Origin of the sequence: Microcoleus sp. SVA1B4, assembly GCF_036700545.1 — a bacterium.
Lineage (GTDB): Bacteria > Cyanobacteriota > Cyanobacteriia > Cyanobacteriales > Microcoleaceae > Microcoleus.
Window position 1 is genome coordinate 41,100 of the sequence record NZ_JAUBPB010000009.1, and the last position, 13,125, is coordinate 54,224.

12 protein-coding genes and 1 pseudogene are annotated in these 13,125 nt (G+C 46.5%); 11 read left to right on the forward strand and 2 right to left on the reverse strand.

Annotated elements, in window-relative coordinates:
* The first annotated feature begins 38 nt into the window (after positions 1-38).
* Both QT987_RS06660 and rdgB read left to right on the forward strand, forming a co-directional pair.
* On the forward strand, positions 39-659 hold the full coding sequence (locus tag QT987_RS06660; RefSeq protein WP_333238381.1) for a hypothetical protein: 621 nt from the start codon (positions 39-41) through the stop codon (positions 657-659).
* Between the two features lie 15 nt (positions 660-674).
* Positions 675-1,262 (forward strand): RdgB/HAM1 family non-canonical purine NTP pyrophosphatase, encoded by a 588-nt coding sequence (gene rdgB, locus QT987_RS06665; protein WP_333238383.1) that lies wholly within the window; start codon positions 675-677, stop codon positions 1,260-1,262.
* A gap of 141 nt (positions 1,263-1,403) precedes the next feature.
* Here the strand turns inward: rdgB and QT987_RS06670 are convergent, their stop codons facing one another.
* Positions 1,404-1,742 (reverse strand): P-II family nitrogen regulator, encoded by a 339-nt coding sequence (locus QT987_RS06670; RefSeq protein ID WP_006633346.1) that lies wholly within the window; start codon positions 1,740-1,742, stop codon positions 1,404-1,406.
* A gap of 350 nt (positions 1,743-2,092) precedes the next feature.
* On the opposite strand from QT987_RS06670, the gene QT987_RS06675 reads away from it, so the two are divergent.
* The 9 genes and pseudogenes from QT987_RS06675 (at position 2,093) to QT987_RS06715 (ending at position 10,414) form a co-directional block, all read left to right on the forward strand.
* The gene (locus QT987_RS06675; RefSeq protein WP_333051525.1) at positions 2,093-3,391 is read left to right on the forward strand and encodes an MFS transporter; all 1,299 of its coding nucleotides are present in this window, start codon (positions 2,093-2,095) and stop codon (positions 3,389-3,391) included.
* Positions 3,392-3,845: 454 nt separating this feature from the next.
* Positions 3,846-4,022: pseudogene (locus QT987_RS06680) on the forward strand (RNA-guided endonuclease TnpB family protein); the annotation flags it as partial.
* A 72-nt stretch (positions 4,023-4,094) separates the two neighbouring features.
* A complete protein-coding gene (ilvB, locus tag QT987_RS06685; RefSeq protein ID WP_333238385.1) occupies positions 4,095-5,930 on the forward strand; it encodes a biosynthetic-type acetolactate synthase large subunit in 1,836 nt (611 codons plus the stop codon).
* 338 nt (positions 5,931-6,268) lie between these two features.
* On the forward strand, positions 6,269-7,666 hold the full coding sequence (locus QT987_RS06690; protein ID WP_333238388.1) for a serine/threonine-protein kinase: 1,398 nt from the start codon (positions 6,269-6,271) through the stop codon (positions 7,664-7,666).
* A gap of 105 nt (positions 7,667-7,771) precedes the next feature.
* Positions 7,772-8,026, forward strand: a complete 255-nt coding sequence (locus tag QT987_RS06695) for a type II toxin-antitoxin system HicA family toxin (RefSeq protein ID WP_333238390.1) — start codon at positions 7,772-7,774, stop codon at positions 8,024-8,026.
* Complete coding sequence (locus QT987_RS06700; protein WP_333238392.1) at positions 8,026-8,235, forward strand: type II toxin-antitoxin system HicB family antitoxin; 210 nt, start codon at positions 8,026-8,028, stop codon at positions 8,233-8,235. The genes QT987_RS06695 and QT987_RS06700 overlap by 1 nt, the downstream gene beginning before the upstream one ends.
* A 215-nt stretch (positions 8,236-8,450) precedes the next feature.
* Positions 8,451-9,767: an FGGY-family carbohydrate kinase gene (locus tag QT987_RS06705; protein WP_333238394.1), complete on the forward strand. Its 1,317-nt coding sequence runs from the start codon at positions 8,451-8,453 to the stop codon at positions 9,765-9,767.
* Between the two features lie 105 nt (positions 9,768-9,872).
* Positions 9,873-10,217 (forward strand): hypothetical protein, encoded by a 345-nt coding sequence (locus QT987_RS06710; RefSeq protein WP_106146328.1) that lies wholly within the window; start codon positions 9,873-9,875, stop codon positions 10,215-10,217.
* On the forward strand, positions 10,214-10,414 hold the full coding sequence (locus QT987_RS06715) for a hypothetical protein (RefSeq protein WP_333238396.1): 201 nt from the start codon (positions 10,214-10,216) through the stop codon (positions 10,412-10,414). Before QT987_RS06710 ends, QT987_RS06715 begins: the two co-directional genes overlap by 4 nt.
* A gap of 353 nt (positions 10,415-10,767) precedes the next feature.
* Here QT987_RS06715 and pcrA read toward each other — a convergent pair whose 3' ends face one another.
* Entirely contained in the window at positions 10,768-13,116 is a 2,349-nt protein-coding gene (gene pcrA, locus QT987_RS06720) for a DNA helicase PcrA (RefSeq protein ID WP_333238398.1), read from the reverse strand.
* Positions 13,117-13,125 lie beyond the last annotated feature (9 nt).

A 13,125-nucleotide genomic window follows, 5' to 3' on the forward strand; every position in this document is an offset into this window, starting at 1 on the left:
AGGATTGCTATATCAGATAAATTTTAGGATAAAAGCAAATGGCTTACAGCGATTTCAGTCTGGCGAGAGTCAAAAAAGATTTTGGATTAACCTTAGATGAAACTCGCAATTTATTTGCCGACACAAAACCAGTTTCACCATCAGAAATTTTAACAACAATCCTGATTGATTATGTACCGCTAGCAACTTTTATTTCCACACAAAAAGCTCGATCGGAATTTTTGATTGCCCCGATTTTAGCCGAAGTTAGGCGATTGTTAAACAAACGAGTTTCTCTTTTTTCCGGTAAGGATTTTACTGTCGATCCAGAAAGAGGCTTGCAAGGATTTTGCGATTATATTATTAGCGGTTCTTCAGAACAATTGTTTATCAGTGCTCCGGTTATAACAATTTTTGAGGCAAAAAAGGAAGATATCATTGGGGGTTTGGGTCAATGCGTAGCGGCAATGGTAGCGGCCCAATGTTTCAATCAAAACCAAGATAGTGAGGTCGATCGCATTTACGGCGCGGTGACGACGGGAACTAACTGGAAATTCTTGATTTTGGAGGAAACTACTGTTTATATCGATCCGATTGAATACTATATTCAAGATGTTGATAAGATTTTGGGAATTTTGTTGCAACCATTTTTCCAATCTTTTGTTAATATAGAGCCGTAAGTTTTAATAGAAATAATGACCGATCGCAAATTGCTAGTTGTCGCTACGGGCAATCCGGGTAAACTCAAGGAAATGCAAGTTTATCTTCAGGATTTGGGATGGAAATTGGAGCTCAAACCGGAAGAGTTGGACATCGAGGAAACAGGCGAAACTTTTATTGCTAATGCTTGCTTGAAGGCGTCTGAAGTCGCAAAAGCAACGGGCAAATGGTCGATCGCCGATGATTCTGGTTTAATGGTAGATGCACTCAACGGCCAACCTGGGATTTACTCCGCGCGCTACGGGAAAACCGATGCTGACAGGATATCTCGACTTCTCAAAGAAATGGGAAGCGAACAAAACCGGGAAGCACAATTTGTTTGCGCGATCGCGATCGCTCGTCCCGACGGTACAATTGCCTTGCAAGTAGAAGGAATTTGTCGGGGCGAAATCCTGCACACTCCTCGCGGTACGGGAGGTTTCGGATATGACCCCATTTTCTACGTACCCACACAGCAACAGACTTTTGCCGAAATGACACCGGATATCAAGCGATCGCACTCTCACCGCGGCCGAGCCTTCCACGCTCTAATACCACAAATGGCGAACCTTGTCAACCCCTAATGAGTAAAAAAGCCAAAACAGTCGGTCACTGTGGCATTGGATATTGAGACTTAGGTATCAGAACTAAACAGGAAATAGGTTTTTCCTGGGCAAAGACCAGTTACCAAATACCAATGCCCAATGCCCAATGCCCCCAGTATCTTAGATTGCCTCCAAGTTCTTTTCCCCAGTCCGAATCCGAATAATTTGTTCTACAGGAGAGATGAAAATCTTGCCGTCGCCAATCTCGCCCGTGCGGGAAGCCGCGATAATTTTATCAACCACCATGTCAACCTGATCGTTTTCCACAACAATCTCGACCTTGAGCTTTTGCAAGAACTCAACGGTGTACTCAGAACCGCGATAGCGTTCTGTCATGCCCTTCTGACGGCCAAAACCTCTAACTTCAGAAACAGTCATCCCCACAATACCAGCATTGACGAGTGCGATTTTCACTTCGTCTAGTTTAAAGGGGCGAATAATAGCTTCAACCTTTTTCAAGTTTTTCACTCCTAACAGTTAGTACCTTCGTTATATTACTTAAATCGCGTGACATCTTTTAATATCACTGCTAGTATTAAGTATTTTGTAAAATATACTACCTTATTTTGTACTCGCGATGAGAGGCACGCCAATCTTTAACAATATTCTCCCATTGGCCCGAGGCGCGGGCTCTCCGCTCCGATAGATCGCGGTAGAGTGAAAAAGACCCAAGCCCTCCGCCACGGATCTGCTAAAACAGAAAAAGAACCCAGGAGACAGGAGTTTTCCGAGTTTCCGCTTTGCTATGTCAGATTTGCACATATTGCTGAAAACTATAATTGCCAGAGGCGGTCAGTTAAACTATTCTTATGCACCCAGCCAGCCCTCCCCCTGACCGCAGCGGGCTTGATGCCCTACTGAGAAATCGCCCCTTCCTCGCCTTGTGGACGGGCCAGTTATTGGCCCAAGTGGCGGATAAAATCTTTTACGTATTGCTGATTATTCTGCTGAAAACCGGCGACTACCGACCCTGGCCGGTTTCTTGGCAACATTCGGAAAATTCTATGCTGTCAGCGGTGATGATCGCCTACACCGTGCCAGCGATCGTCTTTGGTTCCGTAGCCGGTATCGTGGTAGACCGCTTTTCCAAAAAGCAAATGCTGGTCGCCTGCAACGTGATTCGAGCCGGGTTGATTGTAGCTTTGCCGTTTTTGCCCAAAGCTTTTGTGGTTTTGTTGACGATGACGTTTTTAATCTCTACCGTAACGCAATTTTTTGCTCCTGCAGAAGCGGCCGCCGTCCCCCTGGCCGTGGGGCGAGAGGGACTGATGTCAGCAAATGCTCTGTTCGCCTCGTCCACAATGGGCGGGATCATTATTGGGATGACGATCGGCGAACCGCTGTTTAGTTGGGTCAAACACAGCTTCGGCTCAGCTTCTCAAGAGTTTTTGCTGGGCGGGTTGTACCTGATATCAGCAGGTTTGATCTATGCCATGCAGATCAAAGAAGGTCATGTCGGCAGCAGTGGCAAAAACGTCCATCCTTGGCAAGACCTCAAGGAAGGTTTGCGGTATGTGAAACACAATCACCTTGTCAGCAACGCGATGGTGCAGTTGACCATTTTGTATTCCGTGTTTGCGGCGCTTCAGGTGCTGGCGATCGCGCTTTCAGGCAAAATAGGTCTCAAAGAAACTCAATTTGGCTTTTTGCTCGCTGCTGCGGGAATTGGAATGGTCTTCGGCGCAGCCTTTTTGGGACACTGGGGTCATCGAATGCACCACAAACCTCTGCCTTTAATCGGTTTCTTGATGATGGGTTTTGTATTAGCAATGTTTGCCTTTGCCAGACACCTTTGGGTGGGATTCGGATTGAGCGCTCTGTTCGGTTTTGGTGCTTCCTTAATTAACGGCCCGATGCAGGCTCTGATTCAAGAAAAAACTCCAGAATCTATGCGGGGTAAAGTCTTTGGATTTGAAAACAATGCGATTAATATTGCTCTGAGCCTGCCTTTAGCACTGACTGGCCCGCTAACGGATGCTGTCAGTAATGCCGTCGGCGACGATGACTTGGGCTTGCGGATCGTGTTGCTGGGTTTGGGCTTTTTGGTCTCGGTGATGGGCATGGCAGCTTGGAAACATACTCGCAAAGTCTTGCAGGATGTTCTCTGAACTTTGCCAAGAAGGAAGAAGCAAGAGGGCTTGGTTTTCGCGATCGATCCATAACATAGCAACCGCCCTGATGATTAGGACGTTCTTAATTGCTCAAACGATTAGTTTTTCTTGTCGAATGCCGAATCAAGAATGCTATACAAGCGTCATATCACGGTAAACCGGCATAGAAACCGCGATTTCCTCTGTTTCTTTTGAGCCTCTGCTGTTCCACAATTTCGCGATCGGACACCGCCCGATCGCCAAACTTTTTGTAAAATATCAGCAGTCAAATTTTCAGAGTTTGACTATTGAGATTAAAGTATAGCCTTTCGATCTCTCATATGAGGTACTCATGGGCATAGGGCATAGGGCATAGGGCATAGGGCATAGGGCATACCTCACCACGCTTGAGAACCGCTATAGTATTATAAAACATCATTAAGATTGTAAACATCAATAGACAATGGTAGTATCATATAGCCAGATGATTAATGCCGATGCTAACGGGTCTTATAATAGTATTTTGAGAAAAGCAATCCCAAATGCGTTTAGCGATGGGATAGGGAGCTGCGTAGTTCAGCCGAGGCGGGTTAATCCGCTCAAAGTAAAAGCGAAAGGGGAGGGACTTCATGCCTCCCACGTCATGTAATAGATGACTATAGTTTTACAAGCTATAAAAGCTTTCATTAAAAAACATAATTAGTTTAAGGAAGGAAATACTGTGCAACTAAAAACTAAAGTGACAATCAGGCGTGCAACTGGTGGATTTGCTCTGATTGACAGCTTGATCCGCCACGGTGTCAAGCATATTTTTGGTTATCCCGGCGGCGCAATTCTGCCGCTTTACGACGAACTCTACCGCGCTGAAGAAACTGGCGCTATCAAACATATTCTGGTGCGCCACGAACAAGGCGCTGCTCACGCGGCTGACGGATACGCCCGCGCTACGGGCAAAGTTGGGGTTTGTTTTGCTACTTCGGGCCCGGGCGCAACTAATTTAGTGACGGGGATTGCGACGGCCCACATGGATTCGATCCCCATGGTAATTATTACTGGTCAGGTGCCCCGTGCGGCGATCGGCACTGATGCGTTTCAGGAAACAGATATTTACGGGATTACCCTGCCAATTGTCAAGCATTCCTATGTAGTACGCGACCCGAGAGATATGGCGCGAATTGTGGCAGAAGCTTTCCACATCGCCAGTACAGGGCGGCCGGGGCCAGTCTTGGTTGATGTGCCCAAGGATGTGGGCTTAGAAGAATTTGACTATCTGCCCGTGGAACCCGGCTCGGTGAGAATTCCTGGCTACCGGCCCACGGTGAAGGGAAATCCTCGGCAAATTAATCAAGCAATCTATTTGCTGCAGGAAGCAAAGCGTCCTTTGCTTTATGTGGGCGGCGGGGCGATCGCAGCGGGGGCCCACGAGGAAATTAAGGAACTGGCCGAACTTTTCCAATTGCCGGTGACGACAACGCTGATGGGCAAAGGTGCCTTTGACGAACACCATCCTTTGTCGGTGAAAATGCTGGGGATGCACGGCACTGCTTACGCTAATTTTGCCGTTACCGAGTGCGATTTGCTGATTGCTGTAGGGGCTCGGTTTGACGATCGGGTGACGGGAAAACTAGACGAGTTTGCAGCGCGCGCGAAGGTGATTCACATCGATATCGACCCGGCGGAAGTAGGCAAAAATCGCGGCCCTGACGTGCCGATTGTCGGAGATGTCCGCCAAGTTTTGCTCGATTTGCTGCGTCGCTGTCGGGAAACTGGAGTTTCGGGGAAAACCGGACAGACTGGGGAATGGCTGCACAGGATCGATCAGTGGAAACAGGACTATCCGTTAGTGGTGCCTCATTACCCAGACATTTTGTCTCCGCAAGAGGTGATTTCGGAGTTGGCTACTCAAGCGCCGGATGCTTACTACACAACAGATGTCGGTCAACATCAAATGTGGTCGGCTCAATTCTTGAACAACGGGCCGCGTCGCTGGATTTCGAGCGCTGGTTTGGGCACGATGGGTTTCGGGGTGCCGGCGGCGATGGGCGCGAAAATGGCGCTACCCAATGAGCAAGTGATTTGTATTGCTGGCGATGCTAGCGTGCAAATGAATATTCAAGAATTGGGAACATTAGCACAATACGGCATTAATGTCAAGATTGTGATTGTAAATAACGGCTGGCAAGGCATGGTGCGGCAGTGGCAGCAGGCGTTCTATGGGGAGCGTTATTCGTCGTCGAATATGACTGTGGGGATGCCGGATTTTGTGATGCTGGCTGAAGCTTATGGCGTGAAGGGGATGCTGGTTTCGCAGCCGGAGGAACTCAAAGATGCGATCGGTCAAATGCTCGCTCACGAGGGCCCGGTGCTGATGAACGTCAAGGTGACGAGGGACGAAAACTGCTATCCGATGGTAGTTCCAGGTAAGAGCAACGCTCAAATGGTTGGTTTGCCCGAACGTAGCAAGTTGCAATCTGCGGAGTTGGTTTATTGTCCGAGTTGCGGCGCGAAGAATGTTTCGAGCAATAAGTTTTGTCCTGAGTGCGGGACAAAAGTTTAACGAGTTTTGAGTGGGGACTTAGGCAGTGCCTATTAGTCTCAACTTAAGGTCAAACGTAGTCATAGACTGCTGTTTATCATCGAGGCCAGATCCCCCCTAGCCCCCCTTAAGAAGGGGGGGACAAGAGTCCGATCAAAGTCAACCCCTACTCCCCTTTTTAAGGGGGATTTAGGGGGATCTGGCCTCGGATAAAAGCGAGAGATACAAAGGTTTCAGACTTAAGTTGACACGATGAAAGGCAATGCGATGTCCTTACCCGGCTCTGCTGTTTCACGTTTAATACCATATCCGCTGGCATCGCATCGAGAGCTTTAATCTCTAATCTCTAAGCATATTTTATGAGCCAGTGTCTCAACCCTGATTGCCTATTCCAAAATCCGTCTGGCTATACAAAATTCTGTCAAAAATGTGGGAATAAACTGCTATTGGGCGATCGCTACGGAGCCAAAAAAATTATTGGACAAGGGGGATTTGGGCGCACTTTTCTAGCTATTGACGAGTATAAACCATCAAAACCTCCCTGCGTTATTAAACAATTTTACCCCCAACTTCAAGGCACTTCTAGTATCCAGAAAGCTGCTGAGTTATTTGAGCTTGAAGCAGTACGCCTAGAACAGTTGGGTAAACATTCTCAAATTCCCGACTTATTAGCATATTTTAGTCAAGATGGACGGCAGTATTTAGTCCAAGAATTCATCGACGGTGAAAATTTAGCCCAAACACTAGAATCTAAGGGATATTTTAGCGAAACCCAGATTCGCGACTTGCTTAATAATTTATTGCCAGTATTCGAGTTCATTCACTCCCGCCAAGTCATTCACCGGGATATCAAGCCAGACAATATTATTCTTAGGCAAGATGGGCAACTGGTTTTAGTTGACTTTGGAGCCGCGAAATATGCGACACAAACGGCTCTAGCGGTAACGGGAACGAGGATCGGGACGGCTGGATATACGGCACCAGAACAAGCCAACGGTAAACCGATTCATGCTAGTGATATTTATAGTCTGGGTGTCACTTGTCTGTGTCTGTTAACTGAGGTTGAGCCGATTGATTTATTCGATGATAGCGAGTTTGAGTGGGTGTGGCGAGAACACTTAAAAACATCTGTCAGTTCGGAACTGGGTCAGATTTTAGATAAAATGATACAACCTGCTATTAAAAAACGTTATCAATCTGCTACTGAAGTTTTGCAGGATATTGGTACTCGATCGCCTCAATTATCAGCTCAAACACCTCCACCGCCACCAGACTCGCTTAAATCAGCGCAGGGTGTTGACTATACTCGTCTGCGGGATTTATTGGCGGCGGGGAAATGGAAAGAGGCGGATCAGGAAACAATAAAGGTAATGCTGAAAGCTGCTAGACGGGAGAAGGAAGGTTGGTTAAGTAACAACGACATTGAGAAGTTTCCTTGCGATGATTTACGCACGATTGACCAGTTGTGGGTAAAATATAGTCAGGGTCGCTTTGGCTTTAGCGTCCAGAAAGAAATTTGGCTGTCAGTTGGTGGGAAAGTGGATTGGGAGACTGAAAAGAAACTAGGCGATCGCGTAGGTTGGCGAAACAGCCGAAAAAGTTGGTTGAACTACGATGACCTAACCTTTAATTTGCAAGCACCATCAGGCCACCTCCCGTGGGTTCGTTGTTGCGTGCGGGTTGAGTTTGGTTTTGTGAGTTGGTGGGGTTGGTGGGGTTTGGTTTTTTTCTCTCGCATCGAGAACTGTAAGCTGTAATCTCTAACGATTTCAGCCCCTTGTCAAGTCTTTTTTCTCGAACCTTTTTTTACGAAGTTATCGGCTTTTTGTCATTTCAATACCTGCTACTTACGTAAATAATAAATGCCAACAAAAGTCAGGGATATCATTAAACAACTAGAGGCAGACGGTTGGTATCTCGCTAGAACACGAGGGAGTCACCGCCAGTACAAACATCCTACCAAATCCGGTTTAGTTACAGTTCCCGGTAAACTCTCTGAGGATTTGGCTCCGGGTACATTCAATAATATTCTCAAACAAGCTCTCTTGAGAGAAGTCAAAGAGCAACAAGAACCTAACGAAGTCGAAACAAATCATCAAGATGAGGATCTCAACTAATGCGTTATGCGATTGTCATTGAAAAAACACCGAATAACTATTCAGCTTACGCACCCGATTTACCCGGATGTGCAGCCACAGGCGCAACCCTTGCAGAAGTACAGCAGCAAATTAAAGAAGCGATAGAATTTCACTTAGAAGGATTGCGAGAAGAAGGTTTACCGATTCCCGAACCAACTACGCTTTGTGAATATGTCGAAGCACGATAATCTCAGAAACCCGGTTTCTTTCTATATTTCTCGTCACTCAACGCAAAACTCGTAGAAACCGGGTTTCTAGCCCCCATGCTTAAGCCATGAACTTACGCACTAATGCCAAAGAAACCGGGTTTTTTACCTAATCTGTGGGATCTGTGGGTGACAACGAAAGATTTTCGTAAAAAAACCCGGTTTCTGAGATATAGGAAAATTCGCGGGAGTAACACATGAATCTTTATTTGGGAATAGATTTCGGCACCACGGGCGCGCGATCGACTGTCATCGACTCCCAGGGTACAATCCATTGCGAGACAGAATATACTTTTGCCAACAACGGGCAACAACAGCCTGAATTGCCCTCGGTGTGGGAAAATGCACTGTGGGCTGTAATTGAGCAAATTCCCCCAACAATCCGCAATCAGGTAAGGGCGATCGCCCTTGACGGCACATCCTCCACTGTCATGCTGTGCAATACCGACGGTATACCAGTATGCGAGCCGATTTTATACAATGATGCGCGCGGTGCAGCAGTGACAGAAAGGCTGCGGGCGATCGCCCCTGCCAACCACACAGTATTGAGCGCTACATCCAGTCTGGCAAAACTCCTGTGGTGGCAGGAGGGCGGGCACGGGGGCACCGCCCCTACCGTTTTCCTGCATCAAGCTGACTGGCTGGCATTTCTGCTGCACGGAAAATTAGGAATTAGCGACTATCACAATGCTTTAAAACTCGGTTTTGATGTTGATACTTTGTGCTATCCGAATTGGCTGACACAGGGAATTGCGGGCGCTGGAACTCCTGAATTGCCGCTAGTTGTCGCACCGGGCACGCCTGTGGGGGAAGTGAGATCTCAAGTGGGCGATCGCTTCGGATTTCCCCGCGATTGTATGATTTGTGCTGGTACAACCGATAGCATTGCCGCATTTTTAGCAAGCGGTGTTAATTTACCAGGGGAAGCAGTAACTTCTCTCGGTTCTACACTAGCAGTCAAACTGTTAAGTCATACCCGCGTAGACGATTCTAGATACGGGATTTACAGTCATCGTTTCCCCCCCTTTTGTAGGGGCGGTGCCCCCGTGCCCGCCCTGGCAGGCGATTTGTGGTTAGTTGGAGGTGCTTCTAATACTGGAGGTGCAGTGCTGCGACACTTTTTTACTGATGCTGAGTTGGATAATTATAGCACACAAATTGCTCCAGAACAAGAGAGTTTGCTGGATTATTACCCATTGTTGAAAAAGGGCGATCGCTTTCCGATTAATGACCCAAATTTGCCGCCCCGACTCGAACCGCGTCCCACTGATTCAGTGGAATTTCTGCACGGTTTGCTAGAAAGCATAGCGCGGATTGAAGCGCGGGGATATCAATTATTGCAAGAATTGGGTGCAACTCCTTTAACAAAGGTTTATACTGCTGGCGGCGGGGCAAAAAATGCGGTTTGGAGTGCGATTAGAAAGCGTTATTTAAAAGTGCCTGTAGTAACGCCAATTCATACTGCGGCTGCTTATGGAAGTGCATTATTGGCGAAGCAGGGAACGCAAATTTAAAGGTGGTAAATTTGGACTGATATCGCTATCGATTAAAACTAAAATGAGAGGAAGCAAACATTCTGATATATTGTTTTAAGTTGTTATTCCTAAAAATTAAGGACAATGGCAAAGCTACCTGATGACATCCTGAACACAATTTTCACATTGCAGCGGCGGCTAGTGGAAATCCTCAACGAAACAACCGCCACAGAATATATATTCATGCAGCAGTTTGGCGAGACAGAAGCGACACTCCCCGAACTAGAATCCCTGGATAATATTAAGGAAAGGTTGAGAACCTCTTACAATCGTTTGTACAGGCTTTTGCAGCAGGTGGCAGAATCTCAACCCGCTGCGACTGCGGATACGTTAAACTTTCTGTATGGAACGATAGAAGACGGAGAGGCAATTGTCGATGCCTCAGCAGCAAGCATTCAAGAAATCAAAATGGATTGGAACTTACGATGAATCAACAACCTAGAATCCCCGACGCTGAAACCAGAAAGCGACACGTTGAAAAGATGCGTGAAGTCTGCCGACAGTTGGACGCTTTCAATTTGAAGTTAGATGAAGCGATTGCCATATTTGAAGCTGACAACCGTCGCCAACGTCGAGAACGTTTGGCGGGTAAATACAGGCGTGTGGAATCTCAGGTAGCCGAATAAGATATGAGATGTGGCATCATTGTTAATAAGTCTTTTATGAACAGGCAAGATGCCTGTTCCACAAAGAGTGAATTTTCTTGTGGAACAGGCATCTTGCGATGTTGCATTATTGTTAATAAGTCTTTTATGAACAGGCAAGATGCCTGTTCCACAAAAAGTGAATTTTCTTGTGGAACAGGCATCTTGCCTGTTCTTGAAAATGGTGCAAGATGTGAGATAAGATCGATCGAGGGGCGATTCTCTGCGGGAGAGTCTTGAATCATTTCTTTTGTGTCCCCTGAAGTTCGGACGCAAGGTTGTGTAGTAACCGTTTTAACCGCCGACTCCTATCGGGAGTTTTCAACACTTCTTTATTAAACTCGCTGCAACTTAGCTGTTCTCGGATCGATGATTTTTCGGCCCAAACCCGAAAACTTAATTGCCAGATTAGTTTTATCGCCTTCTCCCAAAACGTGGGTAATTTCTCCAACTCCAAAAGCATGATGAAAAACCCGATCGCCCGTTTTCCACTCTGCCGATTGAGAATTCCCAGAATTAGCTGCTGAATTATTAGTTTTTCCCTTGGAAACAGCCGTTTTAGCTGTCTTAGTTTTCTTCGCACTTCCAGCCAGCAAATGTGTCGGCAATTCCCCTAAGAATAGCGAAGGGGTGCAGTGTTCCCGGTAGCCTCCCCAGAGGCGGCGTTCGCGAGTGTGGGTGAGAAATAGCAATTCCTGGGCGCGAGTGATGCCCACGTAGCACAAACGGCGTTCTTCTTCGATCGCTTTCGGGTCGTCCAAACTGCGAAAATTAGGAAATAAACCTTGTTCCATTCCGACTAAAAATACTACGGGAAATTCTAACCCTTTTGCGGAGTGCAGCGTCATTAGCGATACGCGGGAATCTTCTTCCTGCAAGTCATCTAAATCGGATGCTAAAGATGCTTTTGCTAAAAATGATGTCAGCGTTGGTTCTTCGTTTTGTTCTTCAAATTGCAGGACAGCATTGTACAATTCTCTGACGTTTTCTATCCGATTTTCGGCTTCCTCGGTTCCTTGATTTTTCAAATCGTCAATGTAGCCTGAATCTTCGATAATTCCTTGGACAATTTGCGAAGCCGGCAGGGTTTCAACTTGCGATTGCCAACGACCAATCATTGCCGCAAACTTAATAATAGCTTTTGCCGATCGCCCTGCGAGAGTATTGACAGAAGATTCATCGCTGAGGATTTCCCACAACGGAATACTCAATTGAGTTGCAGCGTCTTCGATTTTGGAAAATGTGGTATCACCAATGCCACGGCGGGGAGTATTGATGATGCGTTTGAGGCTCACGCTATCGTCGGGATTGGCAAGCGCCCGCAGGTATGCTAAGATATCTTTGATTTCTTTGCGATCGTAAAACTTCAGGCCACCGACAATATTGTAGGCAATGTCTAAACGCATTAATGCTTCTTCAAAGGAGCGAGATTGAGCGTTTGTGCGGTAGAGAATCGCAAAGTTACTACCGTTTTCGTATTCGGAGTTTTGGCGCTTCAAAGAATGAATTTGACCTGCTACAAATTCCGCTTCATCTAATTCGTTGTCGGCGCGCCAGACAACAATCGGAGCTCCCGGTTCGCGAGTCGGGCGCAGAATTTTCTCGATCCGTTCGGTATTGTGTTCGATCAAGTGGTTCGCCACTTGCAGGATGTTTTCGCGCGATCGATAATTTTCCTCTAATTTTACCATTGTCCGAGTTTTTTCGTCAGATAAACCATCTCCGAAATCCTCTTGAAATTCCAGCAAGATGGTATAATCTGCCATCCGAAAGCTGTAAATTGATTGATCGACATCGCCCACGACAAAAATCGAGCGGTTTTGCCATTTCTCGAAGCTTTTCGGGTCGGCGTTATTTGTCACTAACATCCGAATCAAATCGTATTGAGTGCGGTTGGTATCTTGGTATTCATCAACTAAAATATGGCAAAACTTTTTATGCCAGTAACTTAATACTTGCTCATTTTGGCTCAAAAGTTTAACGGGAACAAGGATTAAATCGTCAAAATCTAGGGCATTGTTGGCGGCTAAAGCATCTTGGTAGCGACTGTAGACATCGGCAATCACACGACCTCGATAATCCGGTTCTGCAGCTTGGTATTCTTGAGGCGACCAACCTTTATTTTTAGCGTTGCTGATGACATAGCGGACTTTTCGCGGGTCAAATTTCTTGTCGTCGAGGTTCAGGATTTTGGTGACGATTTGTTTGACGAGACTTTGAGCATCTGACTCATCAAAAATCGAAAAGTTTTTCTTCCACTGGCGGCCTTTTTCGTCTTGGTATTTTTCAATATCGTAACGGAGAATGCGGCCGCACAAAGAGTGAAAAGTTCCCATCCAAATGTGTTTGGTAATTCTTTGGTAAATTTGCGATCGCAATTTCGTCTGCACATCCGGGGCTAAGTCTACCAAAGGTTTGCCATATTCCGCTTCAGCTTGCTGAGTTGCCAGCAATTTCTCAATTCTTTCTTTCATCTCCCTGGCGGCTTTATTTGTAAATGTCACCGCCAGAATATTTTCAGGATCGACTCTATGGGTGCGAACTAAGTTAGCAACTCGATAAGTTAGAGCTCTGGTTTTGCCGGAACCAGCGCCCGCTACTACTAACAGCGGCCCGTTATAATGGGCGACTGCTTGGCGCTGAGATGGGTTGAGGTGGCTGAGGAAATCAGTGGTTTGAGTCATAGCTAGAAA

Bases quoted from the DNA above. Each gene is read 5' to 3' on its own strand.
- QT987_RS06660 (WP_333238381.1), top strand. From the start codon at position 39: ATGGCTTACAGCGATTTCAGTCTGGCGAGAGTCAAAAAAGATTTTGGA.
- rdgB (WP_333238383.1), top strand. From the start codon at position 675: ATGACCGATCGCAAATTGCTAGTTGTCGCTACGGGCAATCCGGGTAAA.
- QT987_RS06675 (WP_333051525.1), top strand. From the start codon at position 2,093: ATGCACCCAGCCAGCCCTCCCCCTGACCGCAGCGGGCTTGATGCCCTA.
- QT987_RS06690 (WP_333238388.1), top strand. From the start codon at position 6,269: ATGAGCCAGTGTCTCAACCCTGATTGCCTATTCCAAAATCCGTCTGGC.
- QT987_RS06695 (WP_333238390.1), top strand. From the start codon at position 7,772: ATGCCAACAAAAGTCAGGGATATCATTAAACAACTAGAGGCAGACGGT.
- QT987_RS06700 (WP_333238392.1), top strand. From the start codon at position 8,026: ATGCGTTATGCGATTGTCATTGAAAAAACACCGAATAACTATTCAGCT.
- QT987_RS06705 (WP_333238394.1), top strand. From the start codon at position 8,451: ATGAATCTTTATTTGGGAATAGATTTCGGCACCACGGGCGCGCGATCG.
- QT987_RS06710 (WP_106146328.1), top strand. From the start codon at position 9,873: ATGGCAAAGCTACCTGATGACATCCTGAACACAATTTTCACATTGCAG.
- QT987_RS06715 (WP_333238396.1), top strand. From the start codon at position 10,214: ATGAATCAACAACCTAGAATCCCCGACGCTGAAACCAGAAAGCGACAC.
- pcrA (WP_333238398.1), bottom strand. From the start codon at position 13,116: ATGACTCAAACCACTGATTTCCTCAGCCACCTCAACCCATCTCAGCGC.